We start from the raw sequence: 20,726 nt of genomic DNA, 5'->3' as shown, positions 1-20,726 counted from the left end.
TCAGTACTCGACCTCCTGGCCGCGACGGCGGATCACCGTCACCTCGTCGCGCTGGTTCCCCGTCGGGCCCAGGTAGTTGAAGGCCCACGACAACTGGGCGTAGCCGCCGATGAGATGGGACGGCTTGAGGATCAGCCGGGTGAGTGAGTTGTGGATGCCGCCGCGCCTGCCCGACGCCTCCGCGAGCGGCACGTTGACCGTGCGCTCCTGCGCGTGGTGCATGTAGACCGTGCCGGCCGGCATCCGGTGCGAGACGACCGCCCGGGCCACGACCACGCCGTTGCGGTTGACCGCCTCGACCCAGTCGTTGTCCTCGGCGCCGATCGCCGCCGCGTCCTGCGGGGACATCCAGATGCTCTGCCCGCCCCGGGACAGGGCCAGCATGAACAGGTTGTCCTGGTACTCGGAGTGGATGGACCACTTGTTGTGCGGGGTGAGGTAACGGACCGTCACCTCCCGCTGCCCGTCCGGTCCAAGGCGCGGTGCGCCGAAGAGACGGTGCATGTCGAGGGGCGGCCGGTAGACGGGGAGCGCCTCACCCAGCTCATGGATCCAGTCGTGGTCCAGGAAGAAGTGCTGGCGCCCGGTGAGGGTGTGCCACGGCTTGAGGTGCTCGGTGTTGAGCGTGAACGCCGTGTACCGGCGCCCGCCCGACTCGCTGCCGGACCACTCCGGCGAGGTGATCACCGGCACCGGAGCGGCTTGCGTGTCCGCGTACGTGACCCGCTTGCCCTCGTGCTCGGCGGCCAGGTGGGCCATCTCCTGCCCGGTCCGCGCAGACAGGGTACGGAAACCCTGGGTGGCGAGGCGGCCGTTGGTGGTGCCGGACAGCGCGAGGATGGTGTTGGCGGCCTTCACGGCCGTGTCGAGCAGGGGACGGCCCTCCGGCGAGGTGCCGTTCAACTCCCGTAGGTGCTCCACCTCTTCGTCCGGCTTGAGCGCGATCCCCTTGGCGGGCAGGCCGAGTTGCTCCACCAACGGTCCCAGCGACCGGAACTTCGTCCCGATCGCCGTGTAGTCCCGCTCCACGACCGTGAGGTTCGGCATGGTCCGACCGGGCACGGGATCGCACTCGCCGCGCTTCCAGTCCCGTACGACCCCGCCCGGCTGGGCGAGTTCGCCCGGGGTGTCGTGCTGCATCGGCGTCGCCACCAGGTCCTTGCGCACGCCCAGGTGCAGGACCGCCATCTCGCTGAGCCGGTCGGCGAGCGCCTTGAAGGTGTCGAAGTCGGTGCGGGCCTGCCAGGGCGGGTCCACGGCCGGGGTGAAGGAGTGCACGTACGGGTGCATGTCGGTGGAGGACAGGTCGTGCTTCTCGTACCAGGTCGCGGCCGGGAGCACGACGTCCGAGAGCAGGGTGGAGGAGGTCTGCCGGAAGTCCAGGGAGAGCAGCAGGTCGAGCTTGCCCTCGGGGGCCTCGTCGTGCCAGACGACGTCACGGGGGCGCTCGCTCTCGGACGCCTCCTCGGCGTTCAGGGACGACTGCGTGCCCAGCAGATGCCTCGTGAAGTACTCCGCGCCCTTCGCCGACGAACCGAGCAGGTTGGCCCGCCAAAGGGTCAGTACCCGGGGCCAGTTCTCCGGCGCGTCCGGGTCCTCGCAGGCGAACTTCAGGGAGCCCGCGCGGAGTTCGGCCACCGCCTTCGCCACCGGGTCGCCGAAGGCCGCGCCGAGCTCCAGCGGGTTGCGGTCGAACGTCGGGTACGACGGCATCCAGCCCGAACGGGCCGACAGGGCAAGGCAGTCGGCGCCCGTCATGCCCTCGAAGCGGCCCTCGCCGAGTGGTGAGGCGAGCACATCGGCGGTGAAGCGGTCGTAGCGCCACTGGTCGGTGTTGAGGAACCAGTACGCGGTGCCGATCATCTGGCGGGGCGGCCGCGACCAGTCCGAGGCGGCGGCCAAGGTCGCCCAGCCGGTCACGGGGCGGCACTTCTCCTGGCCGACGTAGTGCGCCCAGCCGCCGCCGTTGCGGCCCTGGCAGCCGGTGAGCTGGAGCAGGGCGAGGAAGGCGCGGTAGATCGTCTCGGAGTGAAACCAGTGGTTGGTGCCCGCGCCCATGAGGATCATGCAGCGGCCCTTGGAGCGCTCGGCGGTGCGGGCGAACTCCCTGGCGATCTTCACGCACTTGGTGGCCGGGACGGAGGTGTGAACCGACTGCCAGGCGGGAGTGCCGGGTTGACCGGCGTCGTCGTAGGACGTGGGCCAGCTGCCGGGAAGGTCGGGGCGCTGGACGCCGTACTGCGCCAGCAGCAGGTCGAAGACGGTAGTGACGAGGGTGCCTCCGAGCCGGGTCGCCGGCACCCCGCGCCGCAGCACCTCCCCACGCCCCTGGCCGTGTTCGCCGCCCTCGGTGTCGAACCGGGGGAGCAGCACCTCGACCGCGCCGGACGCCTCATGGCCGTAGAGGCTCAACTGGGGCTCGATCGAGCCGAGTTCGAGGTTCCAGCGGCCCTTGCCGGACTCCGTCCAGCGAAAGCCCAGGGAGCCGTTCGGGGCGACCGCGCGGCCGCTCGCCGCGTCCAGGACGAGCGTCTTCCACTCGGCGCCCTCGCCCTCCTGGCCGAGGCCGGAGGCGCGCAGGAACTTCGAGGGGACATAAGCCCCGTTCTTTTCCACCAACGTGACCAGGAAGGGCAGGTCGGTGAACTTCCGTACGTAATCCGCGAAGAAGGGGGTCTCGCGGTCGACGAAGAATTCCTTGAGGACGACGTGGCCCATCGCGAGGGCCAGCGCGCCGTCCGTTCCCGGGTGCGGGTGCAGCCACTCGTCGGCGAACTTGGCGTTGTCCGCGTAGTCGGGGGCGACGACCACGACCTTCTGGCCCCGGTAGCGGGCCTCCGCCATCCAGTGGGCGTCCGGGGTGCGGGTCACCGGGACGTTCGAGCCCCACATCATCAGATAGGCCGCGTCCCACCAGTCGCCGGACTCCGGTACGTCGGTCTGGTCGCCGAAGACCTGCGGGGAGGCGACGGGGAGGTCGGCGTACCAGTCGTAGAACGACAGCATCGGGGCGCCGATCAGGGAGTGGAAGCGGGCGCCGGCCGCGTGCGACACCATCGACATGGCCGGGATGGGGGAGAACCCGGCGATGCGGTCGGGGCCGTACGTCTTGATGGTGTGGACGTGTGCGGCGGCGGCGATCTCGACCGCCTCGTCCCAGGTCGCCCGGACCAACCCGCCCTTGCCGCGCGCCCGTTGGTAACGGCGGCGGCGCTCCGGGTCGGCCTGGATGTCGGCCCAGGCGAGGACCGGGTCGCCGGTGCGGGCGAGGGCCTCGCGGTACAGCTCCAGGAGCACGCCACGGACGTACGGGTAGCGGACCCGGGTGGGGGAGTAGGTGTACCAGGAGAAGGCCGCGCCGCGGGGGCAGCCGCGGGGCTCGTACTCCGGGCGGTCGGGGCCCACCGACGGGTAGTCCGTCTGCTGGGTCTCCCAGGTGATGATGCCGTCCTTGACGTACACCTTCCAGCGGCAGGAGCCGGTGCAGTTCACGCCGTGCGTGGAGTTCACGACCTTGTCGTGGCTCCAGCGGTCCCGGTAGAAGGCGTCCGCCTCCCGGCCGCCGGTCAGCCCGATGCTGTGCAGGTCGGGCGCCGCCTTGCCGGGCCGGAAGAACCGCCCCGCCCGCAGCAGCGCCGCGCCGGGCTCCCTCGGCGGTATCTCGGTGTCGGTCACGTGCGCTCCCTTGCTTGCCCGTGGCTCCTTCGAACCTAGGGCGGGGCGCGGGAGCGCACCCGTTCACGGCACCCGTACGGGTCAGGGCTTGCGCGCGACCCCCGCGTACACCGGCACGATGCCCTCCGCCTGGGCCGCCACGTCCACCGGCTCGGGGCGCCAGCCGTAGACCGGGATCACGCCCGGGCCCAGCAGCTCCAGGCCGTCGAAGAAGCGGGAGAACTCGGCCAGCGAACGCGGGAAGAAGGGGGTGCCGCTGCGGCGGAACTGCTCGGCCGCCTTCGCGATCGCCTCGGGGCTCAGATCGGGGGTGACCTGCGAGAGGATCAGGTGGCTGCCCGGGGCGAGCGTGTCGACGTACCGCCGGACCAGGCCGTACGCGTCGTCGTCCAGGTAGTGGGTGAGCGCGACCAGGGACAGGGCGATCGGCTGCGTGAAGTCGAGAGACTCGCGCGCCCGCTCCAGCAGGGCGTCGAAGTCCCGTACGTCGGCCTGGACGTAGTCCGTGCTGCCCTCGGCGGAGCCGTGCAGCAGCGCCTGCGCGTGCCGCAGCACGATAGGGTCGTTGTCCGCGTACACCACCTTCGCCTCGGGGGCGACGGACTGCGCGACCTGGTGCAGGTTGGGCTCGGTCGGGATGCCGGTGCCGATGTCCAGGAACTGGCGGATCCCGGCCTGCGCGGCGGTGCGCACGGCCCGGGTCATGAAGCGGCGGTTGGCCCGCGCCCCGCGCAGCACCGTGCCGTCCACCTCCAGGATCCGGCGGGCCAGCGCCTCGTCCACGGGGTAGTTGTCCTTGCCGCCCAGCCACCAGTCGTAGACCCGCGCCGGGTGCGGGCGGCTGGTGTCGATTCCGGGCGCGTCGGATCCGGTCATACGGTGTCGTCTCCCCTGTGGTGTCGTGAGTTCTGCGGTGCTCTCGTGAGTCCTGCGGTGCTGTCGTGAGGCCTGCTCAGAAGTCCTCGCGGCGCTCCCGCAGCAGCTTCTTCGTGCGTTCCGCCGACGCGGCCCGCGCCGACATGTGGTCGAGGACCTCCAGGTGCGTGGCGACCTCGGTGCGGGAGTCGAGGTACAGCGCGCCGGTGAGGTACTCGGTGAAGACCATGTCGGGCAGCTCCGGCTCGGCGAAGCGGAACAGCGAGAACGGGGCGTACGTCCCCGGGTGCGGGCCCTCCTCGAACTCGCACACCTGGAGCGTGACCCGGTCGCGCTCGGCGAACTCCAGGAGTTTGTCGAGCTGTTCGCGCATCACCTCGGAGCGGATGCTCACGGGGCGGCGCAGCACCGTCTCGTCCATGATCACCCACAGGTGGGGCGCGTTCGGCCGGTCCAGCAGACCCTGGCGGGCCATCCGCAGCGAGACGTGCCGCTCGATCGCCTCCGTCCCGGACTGCCCGATCGTCCCGGCCTCCATGACGGCACGCGCGTACGCCTCGGTCTGGAGCAGGCCGGGCACGAAGTGCGGCTCGTACGAACGGATGATCCCGGCGGCGCCCTCCAGGCTCACATAGAGGCTGAACCACTCCGGCAGCACGTCGTGGAACCGCTGCCACCAGCCCGGCTTGTTCGCCTCCTCCGTCAGCTCGACGAACTCGGCCGCCTGCTCCTCGGGCACGCCGTACGTCTCCAGCAGCACCTGGACGTACGGGACCTTCAGGGCGACCTCGGCCATCTCCATCCGCCGTACGGTCGCCGGGGCCACGCGCAGGACCTGCGCCGCCTCCTCGCGCTTGATGCCGGCCGCCTCGCGCAGCTCCTGAAGCCGTCTGCCGAGCACCACCTGGCCCACGGTCGGCGCGGGCCGCCGCTCACTCACGCCACGCCTCCCCTACGCGTCGAAGTTCCCGAGCAGTGTGCCATGTTCCGCCGTGGGTCTCACCGGTCACAGCCGCTTCCTTCTCACCGCTTCCTCACCTCACCGCCTTCATTACCTCACGGGTAATCGACCAGGGAGCGGACCGGAGGGAGGGTGGAGCCAACGGGTCCCGGGCCGGCGCACTCCGCTCCGGGACCCGCCACGGGGCACTTCGGTACGGGGCCTGGCGCCGGGATTCCGGTCCGGGGCCTGGCGCCGGGATGCCGGTCCGGGATTCCGGTGTGGGATCCGCTGCCGGGCGCTCCGGTTCGGGCCTCGGCGCCGGGTTTTCCGGCTCGGGATCCGCCACCGGACCTTCGGTCCACCCACGCCTGCCCCCGCTTTCCCCGTTCCCACGCGACCTCGACGGAGGGTGATCCGCCATGTCCGCTGCCCAGCTCACCGCACTCGCCCGCACCTGCGACCCGCACACCGCGCTGCGCCGCTTCCTCGCCCTGGACGCCGTCGTGACCGGCGTGAACGGCCTCGCCTACCTCACCGCTTCCGGACCGGTCGGCCGGTTCCTGGACGTCGACTCCGGGCTGCTGCTCGTCCTCGGCGCGGTTCTCGTGGTGTACGGCGGTGCCGTGGGCGTTCTCGCCTCGCGCGGGCGTCCGCCGGTGCTCGGCGTGCGTGCCGTGGTCGAGGCCAACCTGCTCTGGTCCGCGCTCAGCCTCGCCGCCCTCGGCCTGTGGCTGTCCCCGAGCACGGCCGGGACCGTGTGGACCGTCCTCCAGGCACTCGTCGTCGCCGGGTTCGCACTGCTCCAGTACGCGGCCCTGAGGAACCGTCAGGACAGCAGTGAGTGAAGGTACTTGACCGTGGCCGGGTCGGCCGGGAGGAACGTCTCGATGGCCAGCTCGGCGACGGTCACGTCCAGCGGCGTGTTGAAGGTCGACGTCGAGGAGACGAACGACAGCACGCGGCCTGCGTGCTCGATCCGCATCGGCAGCGCGAAGTACGGGACGGGGTCGGCCTGTTCGGGACCGTACTCGCGCTCCGGCACCGGATACGCCGCGACCTCCTCGTACAGCTTCCGCAGCGACGCGGAGCGGCGCAGGGCGATCTGCCGGGTCATCTGGTCGAGGAGATGCCCGCGCCACTCACGGAAGTTGCGGATGCGCGGCGCGAGTCCCCGCGGGTGCAGCGTGAGCCGCATGGTGTTGAGCGGGGGTTCGAGAAGGGACTCCGCGACTCCGTCGAGGAACATCGCGATCCCCCGGTTCGCCGCGACCACGTGGTACTCCGCGTCGAAGACCAGCGCGGGATACGGCTCGTAGCCCTGGATGAGCCGCTCGATCCCCTCGCGGACGGCGTCCAGCGCCGGGTCGTCCATCGGCGTCTCCGGGAAGCGCGGGGCGTAACCGGCCGCCAGCAGCAGCGCGTTGCGCTCACGGACCGGCACGTCCAGGTGCTCGGCGAGCCGCAGCACCATCTCCTCGCTCGGCCGGGAGCGGCCCGTCTCGACGAAGCTGATGTGCCGGGCCGACGAGTCGGCCCGCAGCGCCAACTCCAGCTGACTGACCCGCCGTTGCTCCCGCCAAGCCCGCAGGAGCGGGCCCACGCCCTGGTCAGGGGCGGGGGTGACCTTGCCGGAGGGAATAATGGCCATACGTACGACCGTAGTCGAGGAGTGAGCGCGTTGATCGGGTTGTGGACGATGGAGAGCGCCGTGGTGTACCGCTCCCGGGCACGGGGCTGTCTGCTGGGCGGTGCGATCGGCGACGCTCTCGGCTACCCGATCGAGTTCACCTCCCTGGAGAGCATCCGCGCCGCCCACGGACAGGACGGGGTCACCGGATTCCCGCCCGGCCCGGTCGCCCGGATCAGCGACGACACCCAGATGACCCTGTTCACCGCCGAGGCCCTCACCCAGGCCGTCGCCCGGGAGCGGGAGCGAGGCGTCACCGGTGCCTGGTCCCGGCTGCTGGCCTGGAGCTACGAACGCTGGCTGGAGACCCAGGACAGGCCGGGCCCCGAGCAGGCCGGCGTGCCGGAGGGCAGCCCCCGCGGCGGTCTGATCGACCAGGCCTGGCTCTACTCCCGCCGGGCCCCCGGCAACGCCTGTCTGTCGGGGACCGCCCAGAAGTACCACCCCGAGCCGTGGCACCCGATCGACGGCAAGCCCGGCCGGGTCAACCCCCACTCCAAGGGCTGCGGAACGGTCATGCGCTCGGCCCCCTTCGGCCTCTGCGACATCGCACAGGAAGCCTTCGAGAAGGCCGCCCGTGGCGCCCAGATCACCCACGGCCACCCGACCGGCTACTACGCGGCGGGCGCGCTGGCCGCGATCGTCGCGCACCTCGTCACCGGTGACTCCCTGGAGGGCGCGGTGCTGCGGGCGATGCGGCTGCTGGCCCGCTACCCGGGGCACGAGGAGACGTCGGCCGCCCTGTCACGGGCCGTCGACCTCGCCGCGCAGGGCGGTGAGCCGACGGCCGAGAAGGTCGAGTCCCTCGGTGCCGGGTGGGTCGCCGAGGAGGCGCTCGCCATCGGCGTCTACAGCGCGCTCGCCCACCCCACCCGCGCGAGGTCCGGCAGGCGCTCCTGCTCTCCGTCAACCACTCCGGCGACAGCGACTCCACCGGCTCGATCTGCGGAAACCTGGTCGGCGCGCGCCACGGCGACGTCGCTCTGCCGCAGGAGTGGGTGGAGCGGGTCGAGGGACGGGCCGTGATCGCCGCGGTCGCGGACGACCTTGCCGGGACGTGTGTCCGCCTCTGACCCGGGGGAACCCTCCGACCCCTCCGACCCCTCCGACCAGGGTCTGTCCGGCGGATCAGGTCGGCTTGGAGAGACGGCGCGTCTTGGCCGAGTCGAGCGGGGGCGATGAGGGAGTCGGCGACCGACGACAACGCGGCTGGGGGCACCTCCCACGCCCTTGAGGCCGTGGGGGAGGGCGTGCCAGACCCCGCGACGCCGACATGATCCGCCGGACAGGCCCTGGGACCGCGGCAGTCGTCCTGTGGCAGCCTGGACAGGAAACCGGCCGAAGGAAGGACCGAGGTCATGCCCGTCGAACCGCTGTCGCAGAAGGAGATCGAGGACCGGCTCGCGGAGCTGCCCGGCTGGGCGGTCGAGGACGGCCGCCTGACCCGCTCCTACCGGCTCGCCACCCACTTCGCCGCCACCGCGATGGTCATCCACATCGCCCAGGTCCAGGACGAACTCGACCACCACTCCGACCTCACCCTCGGCTACAACACCGTCTCGCTGTCCGTGCACACCCACAGCGCGGGCGGAGCGGTCACCGAGAAGGACTTCGAACTGGCACACCGGGTGACGGCACTGGCACCGGGGCACGGGGCCGAGTGAGCCGGAGCTCGACGTACGGCAGCCGCCGGTGCCGGACCACTTCGGGAGCCGGCGACCCGGCGTCGGACCGCGACAGGAAGCCGGCGACCCGGCGTCGGACCGCGACACGGAGCGCCACGACCCCGAGGGACCGGTGAGCCGGTGCTCGACTACGACAAGGAAGCCGGTGCGTACGACGTCAGCCGTGGGGGTGAGCCCAGGGCCGCCGCGGCCGCCGGCGCCGTGCTCGGGCTGATCCCCGCGGACACCGGGCGGCTCCTCGATGTCGCCTGCGGCACCGGGATCGTCACCCGCCGCCTCGCCGCCGCTCGGCCCGGCCTCCGGGTGACCGGCGTCGACCTGACGTACGGCATGGCCCGGATGGCCGCCGGCCGGCTGCCCGGCGCCATCGCGCTCGCCGACAGCCGCGCGCTGCCCTTCCCCGACGGGACCTTCGACGCCGTCACCAGCGTCTGGCTGCTGCACCTCCTCGACGAACCGGACGACGTGCGGACCGTCGTCGCCGAGTGCGCGCGGGTGCTCAGACCCGGCGGGGTCTACGTCACCACCGTCGACAAGGCCGCCGCCCACGACGTCGGCAGCGACATCGACGCCGTCCTCGCCCCGCGCCCGCGCCGCCCGGCCCGTGACGAGCCACGGCTCGTGGAGTCCTACGCCGCCGCCCACCGACTGCACCCGGCCGGACGGGCCGGCTTCCCGGGCCGTGGTCAGGGCCGCAGCCCCCGCCGGACCGCCGCCGACCTGCGGCGCGGCTGGTTCACCATGCTGCCGCCGGGGGAGCCGCTCACGGAGGGGTTCGCCGCCCGCCTCGAAGCCCTGCCGGACCAGGAACTCCCGCGCGCCGACCCGGTGTTCAGCGTGCGGGCGTTCCGGAAGGCCGGCTGAAGTCCATCGTCCAGTTGGTCACCCAGGTCTCCCCGCCGTCGAGGGAGAACGCCTGCTCCCAGTGGGCACCGGCCGACGACACGTCCGCCCACACGAACCGCACCCGGACGTCCTTGCCGTCGTACGTGTCGTCGCCGTAGAACTCCCCACGCCCGCCCGTGAATCGACCGACGACCGGCGGGAACAGCTTCCCGCTCCCGCTCGCCGCCCAGTTCAGCGACCACTGCCCGGTCTCCCGGTCGAAGAGCCGCAGTGTCGCCCCCTTCGCACCGAGGTGCGGCATGTCGATCTCGTCGACGTTCGCCGCCCCGTCGAACAGCGGCCAGCACCGGTTCGTGGCCGGGAACTCCTCCCAACCGCTGTCCGGATCCAGGAAGTCGGCGCGGCGGCGGTTCACGACCTCCCAGTCGCCGTGGAAGAAGTCGAAGTCGTGCGGGCTGCTCATGTGCGGTCTCCTGTGGTTCCCTCGGGCAGGGAGTCGGTCAAGTAGGCGGTCAGGTCCGGGACTTCGGGGGCGAGCAAGTGCCGTACCCAGGCGTCCCGTTCGTGCAGGATCGGCGGCAGCTCCCAGACGCAGCCGATCCAGGGGAGTTCGGGCTTGATGAAGTGGGTCGGGTCGCGGTCCGGGCAGCCCAGGACCGGCTGGCCCGCCGACGCGCCCCGGAAGTGCAGGACGTTGTCCCACACCCAGCTGTACGCGTTCAGGTAGGCGCCGTCGTCGGCTCCCCGGTGCAGCACCACGAAGGTCGCCGGCGGGGTGCCGTCCGGCTCCGGCAGCAGCTCCGGGAGGATCGCGTACGCGGCCTTCTCGACCTCGGGCTCGATGCCGGCCGGGTCCGCGGTGACGTGGTAGCGCTTGATGTGCCGGCCGGCGAGTTCGAGGGGCGGCGGCACGGTGAGGAGTTTCTCGGTGAAGCCCATGCCGGGACGGTAGGCCGCCTTCACTGACATCCTCTGTCAGTGAAGTCTGGGATTCTGGAGCGGTGAAGTCCGCCCGGCTCGTCTCGATCCTCCTCCTGCTCCAGACCCGGGGCCGGATGACCGCCGCCCAGCTCGCCGAGGAGCTGGAGGTCTCCGTACGCACGGTCTACCGGGACGTCGAGGCCCTAGGCGCCGCGGGGATCCCGCTCTACGGCGACGCGGGCCACGCCGGCGGCTACCGCTTGCTCGACGGCTACCGCACCCGCCTCACCGGCCTCACCGCGGACGAGGCCGAGGCGCTCTTCCTGGCCGGGGCACCCGGGCCCGCCGCCGAGCTGGGCCTGGGTTCGGTCCTGGCAGCCGCCCAGCTCAAGGTGCGGGCCGCGTTGCCGCCGGAGCTTCGGGCCCACGCCGACCGGATCAGCGGACGCTTCCATCTCGACGCCCCCGGATGGTACGCGGAGGGCGAGGAGGCGCCGTATCTGCCGATGGTGGCGGATGCGGTATGGAATACACGCATCCTGGATGTTGTATACCGGCGCTGGCGCGAGCCCACCGACGTCCGGCGCCGCCTGGAGCCGTACGGGCTGGTCCTGAAGGCGGGCCGCTGGTATGTGATCGCCGGTCCGGGCCCGCGCACCTACCGCGTCGACCAGATCCTCGAACTCACCGCGTCCGACGAGGAGTTCACCCGCCCCGACGACTTCGACCTGGCGGCCTACTGGACGGCGTACCAGCGCGACTTCCACGACCGGCTGTACCGGGGCGAGGCGGTCGTACGTCTGGCGCCGGGCGTCGAGCTGCTTCGGATCCTTGATGCCCGCACCGGCCCGGACGGCTGGACGCTCGCCCGGATCCCCATCGAGTCCGTCGACCACGCGCACGGCGAACTCCTGCGCCTCGGCGCGGACATCGAGGTGCTGGAACCGCCCGAGCTACGGGCCCGCATGGCCCGTACAGCCGTCGAACTGGCCAAAAGATACGCCAAGGTGGCGCAAAGAGAGGGCAACGCCGGGGAAGGCGGCGGCGACTGAGGAGGCGGAACCCGTCCGTCCTCTCCGCTTCGGAGGTTCACCCCGTGCAGCACCCGCACCCGCACCGCAGACGCCGTGTCCTCCTCGCCGCGGCCACCGCCACCGCGGCCCTGGTCGCCGCAGGCCTGACCGCGCTGTCCCCCGGTACCGCCGCGGCCGCCACCGCCCGCCAGGTCGAGAAGCTCGACCGGGGTGTGGTCAGCGTCCACACAGACGCCGGCAACCTGGTCAGCTGGCGCTGGCTCGGCACCGACCCGAACGACGTCTCCTTCAACGTGTACCGCGCCGGGACGAAGGTCAACTCGACCCCGGTCACCGGCTCCACCAACTACTTCCACTCCGGCGCCCCCGCCCAGGCCGACTACACGATCCGCGCGATCGTGGGCGGCGTGGAGCAGGCCGACTCGGTCCACGCGGTCCAACTGCGCACCGGATACAAGGACGTTCCGATCAGCCCGCCCGCCGGTGGCACCACGCCCGACGGGGTGGCGTACACCTACGAGGCGAACGACGCCTCGGTCGCCGACCTCGACGGCGACGGCGCCCTCGACTTCGTCCTCAAGTGGCAGCCGACCAACCAGAAGGACAACTCCCAGTCCGGCTACACCGGCAACACGATCCTCGACGGGGTCAAGCTCGACGGCACCCGGCTGTGGCGGATCGACCTGGGCCGCAACATCCGTTCCGGCGCGCACTACACGCAGTTCCAGGCGTACGACTACGACGGCGACGGCAAGGCCGAGGTCGCCATGAAGACGGCGGACGGCACGGTCGACGGGACCGGCGCGGTGATCGGCAGCTCGTCGGCCGACTACCGCAACTCCAGCGGCTATGTGCTCTCCGGCCCCGAGTACCTGACGATGTTCAACGGCCAGACCGGCAAGGCGATGCAGAGCGTCGACTACGTCCCGGCGCGCGGCACGGTGTCCTCGTGGGGCGACTCCTACGGCAACCGCGTCGACCGCTTCCTCGCGGGAACGGCGTACCTGGACGGCGCCCGGCCCTCGCTCATCATGGCCCGCGGTTACTACACCCGTACCGTCATCGCCGCCTGGGACTGGCGGAACGGCACCTTCACCCGCCGCTGGACCTTCGACACGACCTCCTCGACCAACTCCGGCAAGGGGTACGACGGTCAGGGCTCGCACAGTCTGTCCGTCGGGGACGTCGACAACGACGGCAAGGACGAGATCGTCTACGGTGCGATGGCGGTCGACGACAACGGCAACGGACTGTGGACCACCAAGACCGGCCACGGCGACGCCCAGCACCTCGGAGACTTGGACCCCTCGCACGCGGGCCTGGAGTACTTCAAGGTCTCGGAGTCCTCGAGCCAGCCGGCGGAGCTGTACATCAACCCGGCCAATGGCACGGTCAATTGGAGCCTCGCCGCCTGCTGCGACAACGGCCGCGGAGTCGCCGGGGACATCTGGGCGGGCAACGACGGCGCCGAGGTCTGGTCGGCCTCCGACTCCTCGATCCGCGACGAGGCGGGCGCGACCAAGGGCCGCGAGCCGTCCTCCGTCAACTTCCTGTCCTGGTGGGACGGCGACACCGTCCGCGAACTCCTCGACGGCACCCACATCGACAAGTACGGCACCTCGTCGGACACCCGGCTGCTGACCGGAGCGTCGGTCCACTCCAACAACAGCACCAAGGCGACCCCGTCGCTCTCCGGCGACATCCTCGGCGACTGGCGCGAGGAGGTCGTCTGGCCGATGTCGGACAACACGGCACTCAGGATCTACTCGACCCCGATCGAGACGACGACAAAGATCACCACGCTCCTCCACGACACGATGTACCGCACGGGTCTGGCCTGGCAGAACACCGCATACAACCAACCGCCGCACCCGAGCTTCTTCATCGGGAACGGGATGGCGACGGCGCCGCGGCCGACTGTATACACACCGTGACGGCCTTCTAGGGCCCACCAGAGGCGGCCGCCCGGCACACAGGGCGGCCGCCTCATTCTTTTCCCGTTTTTGATAGGGAAGCTATATAGGCAAGTGATACGACTGAGGGTGTGGAGCGGATGGAACCCGAAGAGATCGCCCAGGCGCTCGCCGAAGTCGCGGGCGTGGTGGTCCGGAACCTCAACAGCCGCCGGGGCATGAGCTTCACGACCGCCTCGACGCTGGGGCGGCTGGAGCGGGAGGGCCCCGTCCGGCTGACCGCGCTGGCCGCCGCCGAAGGGGTCGCCCAGCCGTCGATGACCCAGCTCGTGCAGCGCCTGGAGAACCAGGGACTGGCGACGCGGATCAGCGACCCCGACGACGGGCGGGTGACCCTGGTCGCCGTCACGGAAGCCGGGCGCGAGGTGCTCGCCGAGCGCCGTCGCGAGCGCGACGCACGCGCCGTACGCCTGATGGACCGGCTCTCCGAGGAGGAACGCCAGGCGCTCGGCACGGCCCTGGCCACCGCCCTGCCGATCGTCCGACGGCTGGCGCAGGAGGCGGCGCGTTCGGGAGACCCCCAGCACGACACGCACTGAACGGCCGCACGACACAGCGGAGAGAGCAGACCATGTCCACCGAGGAGACACCCCCGTCCACCGCCGCCCGCAAGGCGTGGATCGGCGTCGACCACCCCCGTTACAAGTGGGTGGCGCTGACCAACACCACGCTCGGCATCCTGCTCGCGACCGTCAACAGCTCGATCGTGCTGATCTCCCTGCCGGGCATCTTCACCGGCATCCGGCTCGACCCGCTCGAGCCCGCCAACGTCAGCTATCTGCTGTGGATGCTGATGGGCTACATGCTCGTCACCGCCGTGCTGGTGGTCGCCCTCGGCCGGCTCGGCGACATGTGGGGCCGGGTCCGCATCTACAACGCCGGGTTCCTGATCTTCACCCTGACCTCGGTGATCCTCTCCGTCGACCCCTTCCACGGCGCGGGCGGCGCCCTGTGGCTGATCGGCTGGCGGATACCGCAGGCCGTCGGCGGCGCCATGCTGATGGCGAACTCCGCGGCCCTCCTCACCGACGCCTTCCCGGCCCGCCAGCGGGGCATGGCCCTCGGCGTCAACATGGTCGCCGGCATCGCCGGTTCCTTCATCGGCCTGGTGCTGGGCGGCGCGCTGGTCACGTGGAACTGGCGCTCGGTCTTCTGGGTCAACGTGCCCATCGGGCTCATCGGCACGGTGTGGGCGTACAAGTCCCTGCACGAGACCGGCGTACGACGGCCCGGGCGCATGGACTGGTGGGGCAACGTCACCTTCGCCGTCGGACTGACCGCGCTGCTCGCCGGCATCACCTACGGCATCCAGCCCTACGGCGGCCACACCATGGGCTGGACGAATCCCTGGGTGCTCGCGGGCCTGGTCGGCGGGGTGGCCGTGCTCGCCGCCTTCTGTGTGATCGAGTCCAGGGTCGCCGAACCGATGTTCCCGCTACGGCTGTTCAGGGACCCCGTCTTCGCGGGCGGCAACGCGGCGACGCTGCTGGGGTCGATCGCGCGCGGCGGGCTCCAGTTCATGCTGATCATCTGGTTGCAGGGCATCTGGCTGCCGCTGCACGGGTACGACTACGCCGACACCCCGCTGTGGGCCGGGATCTACATGCTGCCGCTGACCGTCGGCTTCCTGGTCGCCGGGCCGGTCTCGGGGTATCTCTCCGACCGGTTCGGGGCGCGGCTGTTCGCGGCCGCCGGGTTCGTGGTGATGGGCGCGTCCTTCGCCGGACTGCTCGCGCTGCCGACGGACTTCAGCTACTGGGTCTTCGCGCTGCTGATCTTCCTCAACGGCCTCGGCGGCGGGCTGTTCGCCGCGCCCAACACGTCGATCATCATGTCGAGCGTGCCGGCGGACGCGCGCGGGGCCGCGTCCGGGATGCGGGCGACCTTCCAGAACGCCGGCATGGTGCTGTCGATGGGCGTGTTCTTCTCGCTCATGGTGGCCGGGCTCTCCGGCTCGCTGCCGCAGACGCTCAGCTCCGGGCTCACGGCGCAGGGCGTCCCCGCGCAGGCCGCGCACGCGGTGTCCCAACTCCCGCCGGTCGGCGTCCTGTTCGCCGCGTTCCTCGGCTACAACCCGATCCAGCATCTGCTGGGCGGCTCGATCCTCGACCACCTCCCGGCGGCCCACGCCGCGCAGTTGACGGGCCGCGAGTTCTTCCCCCACCTGATCTCGGGGCCCTTCCACGACGGCCTGGTCGTCGTCTTCTCGCTCGCCATCGCGATGTCCCTGGCGGCGGCGGGGGCGTCCCTGATCAGGGGGCGGCGACCGGGCGCTCCCGTCGAGACGGGGCCTGGGGAGCCTGAGGGGGATGCCGACCGCGAGGACCGGGAGCGGAAGGACGCCGGCCGTGCGGACCGTGAGCGGAAGGATGCCGGCCGTGCGGACCGTGAGCGGGAGGATGCCGGCGGTGCGGACCGGAACCGGCAAGACGCCGGCCGTGCGGACCGGGAGCGGGAAGGCGTCGGCCATCTGGACCGGGGCCGAAAGGACCCCGAGCGCTCCGCCGATCGCGGCCTGCTCGCCCGCCTGGCCCGCCGCCACGCACTCCCTCCCGGCCCCGGCTACAAATGGGTCGCCCTCTCCAACACCACCCTCGCCGTCCTGATCGCGACCATGGACGCGTCCATCGTGATCATCTCGCTGCCGGCCATCTTCCGCGGGATCGGCCTCGACCCGCTCGCCGCCGGCAACATCGGCTACCTGCTCTGGATGATCCTCGGCTACCTGCTGGTCTCCGCGGTCCTGGTCGTCGTCCTCGGCAGACTCGGCGACATGTTCGGCCGGGTCAGGATCTACAACCTCGGCTTCGTGATCTTCGCCTGCGCATCGGTCGCCCTCTCCCTCGACCCCCTGCACGCCGGCGCAGGCGCCCTGTGGCTGATCCTCTGGCGGATCGTGCAGGCGTTCGGCGGGTCCATGCTCACCGCCAACTCCGCCGCGATTCTCACCGACGCCTTCCCCGCCCACCAGCGCGGCATGGCGCTCGGCACCAACCAGATCACCGCGCTCGCGGGCCAGTTCCTCGGCCTGCTCGCGGGCGGCCTGCTCGCCGCGGTCGACTGGCGGGCGGTGTTCTGGGTGAGCGTCCCCATCAGCGTCGTCGGCACGATCTGGTCGTACCTGAGCCTGCGCGAGACCGCCTCGGGCCACCGCGGCCGGATCGACTGGACCGGCAACCTCACCTTCGCCGCGGGCGCCGGCATCCTCCTCGCGGCCATCACCTACGGCATCCAGCCCTACGGCGGCGCCGCCACCGGGTGGGGCAACCCGCTGGTCCTCACCGGACTGACCGGCGGCGTCTGCCTGTTGCTGCTGTTCTGCCTGGTCGAGAGGCGCGTCGCCGAACCGATGTTCCGGCTGTCGCTGTTCCGGGTGCGGGCCTTCGCCGTCGGCAACCTGGCCGCGCTGCTGACCGCGATCGCGCGCGGCGGGCTCCAGTTCATGCTGATCATCTGGTTGCAGGGCATCTGGCTGCCCCTGCACGGCTACGACTTCGAGGACACCCCTCTCTGGGCGGGCATCTTCATGCTGCCGCTGACGCTGGGCTTCCTCATCGCGGGACCGGTCTCCGGCTACCTCTCCGACCGCTTCGGCGCCCGCCTGTTCTCCACGACGGGCCTGGTCCTGGTCGCCGGGTCGTTCCTCGGCCTGCTGGTCCTGCCGGTGGACTTCACCTACGGCTCGTTCGCTGCCCTGTTGCTCCTGAACGGCCTGGGCCAGGGCATGTTCTCCGCGCCCAACACCTCGTCCATCATGGGCAGCGTGCCCGCCGAGTACCGGGGCGTGGCCTCGGGGATGCGCTCCACCTTCCAGAACTCGGGCACGGCCCTCTCCATCGGCGTGTTCTTCTCCCTGATGGTCTCGGGGCTGGCCTCCTCCCTGCCGAAGACGCTCGCCGACGGCCTCCAGGCCCACGGTGTCCCGGCCGCCACCGCCCACCAGGCCGCGTCCCTGCCCCCGGTCAGCACCCTCTTCGCCACGTTCCTCGGCCACAACCCCATCGGCAACCTGCTCGGCGCGAGCGGCACCCTCGACCACCTCACCGCGGCCCAGCGCGCCACCCTGACCGGCCACACCTTCTTCCCCCGGCTGGTCTCGGGCCCCTTCCACCACGGACTGACCATCGTCTTCACCGTCGCCGCGGGCATGGCGACCGTCGCCGCGCTCGCCTCCGCCCTGCGCGGCCACGAGCCCACCGACCCGCAAGTGCCTCCCCATGAGGCGCGCCGTGTCCTCACGGAGAAGGGAGGACACGGCGCACCGTGATCAGGAGACCGTGCAGCTCTGGTCGCCCACCGTGAATGCCGTCGGTTTCCCGTTGGTCCCCGACCAGCTCCCCGTGAACCCGAAGCCCACGGACGAGCCCGCCGCCACGTTGCCGTTCCAGCCGACGTTCCTCGCGGTCACCGCCGAACCCGACTGCGTGTACTCGGCGTTCCAGAGCTGCCCGATGGTCTGCCCGTTGGGGAAGGTCCACCCAAGTGACCAGCCCGTCCAGGCGGTTGACCCGGTGTTGCTCACCTGGACGTCCGCCTGGAAGCCGCCCGTCCACTGATTGGTGATCTTGTACGTCACCGCGCAGGCGCCGGTCGGTGTCGGATCCGTCGGATCGCCCCCGCCGCCACCGCCCCCACTGTCCCCGGCACTGGAGTCGCCGTAGACCACACCCCGGCCGTTGGTCGAGACGTACACGCGCCCGTACACCCGCGGGTCGCCGGTGATCGCCGCGCCCGTCCAACCCCACTGGTGCGCATCGTCGTTGATCCGCGTCCAGTTCGCCCCCTTGTCGGTGGAGCGGAAGATGCCCCGCACCCCGCCGATCTTCGCGCTGGTGTAGAGCGTCTGGTACGACGCCCCCGTGGCCGCCTTGCCGAAGCCGACGGTGTCGGCCTGGTCGACGCCCGCGAGCTTCGTCCAACTCGCGCCGGAGTCGGTCGAGTGCCAGAGCCCGTACGCCCCGTCGCTCGCCCCGCCCGCGAGCCACACGTCCCCCTTCACACCCGGCAGCGCCTTGAAGCGCACGCTGTCCCCGGCGGGGAGACCGCTCGCCGCGGACGCCGTGAAGGTCGCGCCGCCATCCGAACTGACGTAGAACTTCCCCGACTTGAAGCCGTAGAAGGTCTTCGGGTCCACCCGGTCCGACTCCACGATCGCCCCGGCCGGGATCCCCGCCGACGCCGACCACGACGACCCGAAGCCCGTCGTGTACTGCACGCCGGTCCCGTCCGGACTCCACACGAACCGGCTGCCGTCGGCGGCCGCGGCGACCGTACCGCCCCCGCTGACCCCCGAAGGGTCGCTGCCCGCGAACCAGTTGGCCCCGTTGTCCGTCGAGAACGCCACATGCGGACCGGAGTCGAGGTTGCCGACCCGCACGACGGTGTTCGGGTTGGTCTCGGCGAAGTCGAGGCTGGTCGTCGTGGTGAAGTTCGGCGAAGTGAACATCATCGAGGGGACTTTGGTGAGGTCCGTGTGCCGGAAGCCGCCCACGTCACCGAGCGCGCTGAGCAGCGGTGCGCCGGTGGGCGGCGACGCGAGGTCGTTGACCGCGGTCTCCTCCAGGCCCTGCACCATCGGCCTGATGGTGAACTGGCTCCCGGAGTCCCAGTTCGTCAGGTTCTCGGTGCCGTAGATCGTCGCGCCCGTGCCGTACATCATCCGGTTCGAGTTGAACGGGTCGATCTCCAGCGACTCGGTCATCCACCCGAGTTTCGGGGTCTGTTCGGGCGGTGACGGGTTCGCGCCCCACGTCAACCAGGGGGAGGAGGAGACGTCCATGGTGAAGCGGTTCGCGCGGTTGGGGTACGACGTGTAGTCCCACGCCCGCGTCCAGGTGCCGCCGCTGTCGGTGGAGCGGAAGATCTGGGTGTCCGGCCACCAGGAGCTGTAGGCGGTGGCCATCACGGTCCCCGGCTTCTGCCGGTCCAGCGTCAGCCCGCTGAAGCCGTAGTAGGTGTCGGCCTCCGCGACCGGGCTGATGTTCGTCCAGGTGCCGGTCGCCGTCGCGTACCGCCACAACTGGCCCTTGCCGCCGTCGTACGGGCCGCCCTTGTCGCTGTAGGCGAGATAGAGATAGCCGTTGACCGCGTCCAGCACGCCCTTGTGCGCGAGGTATCCCGTCGGCTGACCGGCCACGCGGCTCCAGGTGGCGCCGGCGTCCGTCGAGCGGTACACGGAGTTCTGGAGGTCGGCCACCCCCACGTAGATGCTCTTCGTCGCGTTCCCGGACGTGCCCGTCGACTCGTCGAAGGTGACCCAGACGATGCCCTGGTTGTCGCTGGCGTACCCGCTCGTGTCGCTCGGATCCTGTTGGTAGTTACCGACGTTGGGGAAGTTCGTCACCTGCGCCCAGGTGGCGCCGGAGTCGGTCGACCGCCACAGCCCCTTGCCGCTGGGCGCGCCGAGGTAGAGCACGCTGTTCTTGTTCGGATCGATCGCGAGCCGCTCGCCCATGCCCCGGCCCGGCATGTTGCCGCCCAGCTTGAAGGGCAGGTTCGCCGTCTGCCAGCTGGCGCCCCGGTCCGAGGACCGCATGACGGCTCCGTTCTTCGGATCCCAGCTGTTGGTGTACGTCCCGACGGCCGCGTACACCTTGTTCGGATCCACGGAGTCGGAGGCGAGGCTCACCACCCCGGTGTGCCCCCAGTCGTCCCAGCCGACGGAGTCCAGCAGGGGCGTCCAGGTCTTCGAGGACTCCTGCCACCGATAGGCCCCGCCGATGTCGGTCCGCGCGTACGCGAGGTTCTTCTCCTTCCGGTTGAACACGATCCCCGGCACGAATCCGCCCCCGTCGATCCGGGCGTTCTTCCAGGTGTACGTGTCGGCGGCCAGCGCGGCTTTCGCGGTGCCGTCGGCCGCGAGCGCGGGCGGGGAGCCGGCGAGCAGCCCGGCCGCGAGCGCGAGCACGGCCGCGAGGATGCGGGTTCTTCGCACGGGAGGTCCTTTCCCGAGTGGGGGGCAAGCGCTTTCCGTGTGGTGCGAGAGGTGCCGGGCGCCCACGAGGTGCTCGCCGACGACATCTCCCGCCAGGTCAAGGCGGGCCTCGCGGGCGACCTGGCTGCGCTGTACCCCCAGCTCGCCGAATA

The 20,726-nt window shown here is 71.1% G+C and carries 14 protein-coding genes and 2 pseudogenes; 9 read left to right on the top strand and 7 right to left on the bottom strand.

Annotation, left to right across the window (positions count from 1 at the left end):
* From ABZ896_RS38765 to ABZ896_RS38755, 3 genes are all read right to left on the bottom strand, one after another.
* Positions 1-3,675 (bottom strand): nitrate reductase subunit alpha, encoded by a 3,675-nt coding sequence (locus ABZ896_RS38765; protein WP_360939674.1) that lies wholly within the window; start codon positions 3,673-3,675, stop codon positions 1-3.
* 81 nt (positions 3,676-3,756) lie between these two features.
* Positions 3,757-4,551, bottom strand: coding sequence for an SAM-dependent methyltransferase (locus ABZ896_RS38760; protein WP_360939672.1), 795 nt, complete (start codon positions 4,549-4,551; stop codon positions 3,757-3,759).
* A 76-nt stretch (positions 4,552-4,627) separates the two neighbouring features.
* A complete protein-coding gene (locus ABZ896_RS38755) occupies positions 4,628-5,491 on the bottom strand; it encodes a helix-turn-helix transcriptional regulator (RefSeq protein ID WP_360939670.1) in 864 nt (287 codons plus the stop codon).
* 422 nt (positions 5,492-5,913) lie between these two features.
* On the opposite strand from ABZ896_RS38755, the gene ABZ896_RS38750 reads away from it, so the two are divergent.
* Complete coding sequence (locus tag ABZ896_RS38750; RefSeq protein WP_360939668.1) at positions 5,914-6,339, top strand: hypothetical protein; 426 nt, start codon at positions 5,914-5,916, stop codon at positions 6,337-6,339.
* On the opposite strand, the gene ABZ896_RS38745 is transcribed toward ABZ896_RS38750, so the two are convergent.
* Positions 6,321-7,142 carry a helix-turn-helix transcriptional regulator gene (locus ABZ896_RS38745; protein ID WP_360939666.1) on the bottom strand — a complete coding sequence of 274 codons (822 nt, stop codon included), beginning with the start codon at positions 7,140-7,142 and terminating at the stop codon, positions 6,321-6,323. The genes ABZ896_RS38750 and ABZ896_RS38745 overlap by 19 nt on opposite strands.
* A gap of 48 nt (positions 7,143-7,190) precedes the next feature.
* Between ABZ896_RS38745 and ABZ896_RS38740 the strand changes: the two are divergent.
* From ABZ896_RS38740 to ABZ896_RS38730, 3 genes and pseudogenes are all read left to right on the top strand, one after another.
* A pseudogene (locus ABZ896_RS38740) lies at positions 7,191-8,254 on the top strand (ADP-ribosylglycohydrolase family protein).
* A gap of 285 nt (positions 8,255-8,539) precedes the next feature.
* Entirely contained in the window at positions 8,540-8,845 is a 306-nt protein-coding gene (locus tag ABZ896_RS38735; RefSeq protein WP_360939664.1) for a 4a-hydroxytetrahydrobiopterin dehydratase, read from the top strand.
* Positions 8,846-8,986: 141 nt separating this feature from the next.
* A complete protein-coding gene (locus ABZ896_RS38730) occupies positions 8,987-9,730 on the top strand; it encodes a class I SAM-dependent methyltransferase (RefSeq protein WP_360939662.1) in 744 nt (247 codons plus the stop codon).
* On the opposite strand, the gene ABZ896_RS38725 is transcribed toward ABZ896_RS38730, so the two are convergent.
* A complete protein-coding gene (locus ABZ896_RS38725) occupies positions 9,699-10,175 on the bottom strand; it encodes a hypothetical protein (protein WP_360939660.1) in 477 nt (158 codons plus the stop codon). The genes ABZ896_RS38730 and ABZ896_RS38725 overlap by 32 nt on opposite strands.
* Positions 10,172-10,651, bottom strand: a complete 480-nt coding sequence (locus ABZ896_RS38720) for a hypothetical protein (RefSeq protein ID WP_360939658.1) — start codon at positions 10,649-10,651, stop codon at positions 10,172-10,174. The genes ABZ896_RS38725 and ABZ896_RS38720 overlap by 4 nt, the downstream gene beginning before the upstream one ends.
* A 62-nt stretch (positions 10,652-10,713) precedes the next feature.
* On the opposite strand from ABZ896_RS38720, the gene ABZ896_RS38715 reads away from it, so the two are divergent.
* The 4 genes from ABZ896_RS38715 to ABZ896_RS38700 all read left to right on the top strand — a co-directional run bounded on the left by ABZ896_RS38715 (position 10,714) and on the right by ABZ896_RS38700 (position 17,907).
* On the top strand, positions 10,714-11,685 hold the full coding sequence (locus ABZ896_RS38715) for a YafY family protein (protein ID WP_360939656.1): 972 nt from the start codon (positions 10,714-10,716) through the stop codon (positions 11,683-11,685).
* A gap of 44 nt (positions 11,686-11,729) precedes the next feature.
* Positions 11,730-13,601: a rhamnogalacturonan lyase gene (locus tag ABZ896_RS38710; protein WP_360939654.1), complete on the top strand. Its 1,872-nt coding sequence runs from the start codon at positions 11,730-11,732 to the stop codon at positions 13,599-13,601.
* A gap of 119 nt (positions 13,602-13,720) precedes the next feature.
* Entirely contained in the window at positions 13,721-14,179 is a 459-nt protein-coding gene (locus ABZ896_RS38705; RefSeq protein ID WP_360939652.1) for a MarR family transcriptional regulator, read from the top strand.
* 32 nt (positions 14,180-14,211) lie between these two features.
* Positions 14,212-17,907 (top strand): MFS transporter, encoded by a 3,696-nt coding sequence (locus tag ABZ896_RS38700; protein WP_360939650.1) that lies wholly within the window; start codon positions 14,212-14,214, stop codon positions 17,905-17,907.
* Here the strand turns inward: ABZ896_RS38700 and ABZ896_RS38695 are convergent, their stop codons facing one another.
* On the bottom strand, positions 17,908-20,574 hold the full coding sequence (locus ABZ896_RS38695) for a cellulose binding domain-containing protein (protein ID WP_360939648.1): 2,667 nt from the start codon (positions 20,572-20,574) through the stop codon (positions 17,908-17,910).
* Between the two features lie 57 nt (positions 20,575-20,631).
* Here ABZ896_RS38695 and ABZ896_RS38690 point away from each other — a divergent pair.
* A pseudogene (locus ABZ896_RS38690) lies at positions 20,632-20,726 on the top strand (short-chain dehydrogenase); the annotation flags it as partial.

The sequence above is a fragment of the Streptomyces sp. NPDC047072 genome (assembly GCF_040643855.1).
Taxonomy (GTDB): domain Bacteria; phylum Actinomycetota; class Actinomycetes; order Streptomycetales; family Streptomycetaceae; genus Streptomyces.
Note: the sequence above shows the minus strand (reverse complement) of the source record. Positions and strands in the feature narration are given on the sequence as shown.

What these genes read in the sequence shown, in the direction of transcription:
- ABZ896_RS38760 (WP_360939672.1), bottom strand. Translation starts at nt 4,551, where the DNA reads ATGACCGGATCCGACGCGCCCGGAATCGACACCAGCCGCCCGCACCCG.
- ABZ896_RS38750 (WP_360939668.1), top strand. Translation starts at nt 5,914, where the DNA reads ATGTCCGCTGCCCAGCTCACCGCACTCGCCCGCACCTGCGACCCGCAC.
- ABZ896_RS38745 (WP_360939666.1), bottom strand. Translation starts at nt 7,142, where the DNA reads ATGGCCATTATTCCCTCCGGCAAGGTCACCCCCGCCCCTGACCAGGGC.
- ABZ896_RS38735 (WP_360939664.1), top strand. Translation starts at nt 8,540, where the DNA reads ATGCCCGTCGAACCGCTGTCGCAGAAGGAGATCGAGGACCGGCTCGCG.
- ABZ896_RS38725 (WP_360939660.1), bottom strand. Translation starts at nt 10,175, where the DNA reads ATGAGCAGCCCGCACGACTTCGACTTCTTCCACGGCGACTGGGAGGTC.
- ABZ896_RS38720 (WP_360939658.1), bottom strand. Translation starts at nt 10,651, where the DNA reads ATGGGCTTCACCGAGAAACTCCTCACCGTGCCGCCGCCCCTCGAACTC.
- ABZ896_RS38705 (WP_360939652.1), top strand. Translation starts at nt 13,721, where the DNA reads ATGGAACCCGAAGAGATCGCCCAGGCGCTCGCCGAAGTCGCGGGCGTG.
- ABZ896_RS38700 (WP_360939650.1), top strand. Translation starts at nt 14,212, where the DNA reads ATGTCCACCGAGGAGACACCCCCGTCCACCGCCGCCCGCAAGGCGTGG.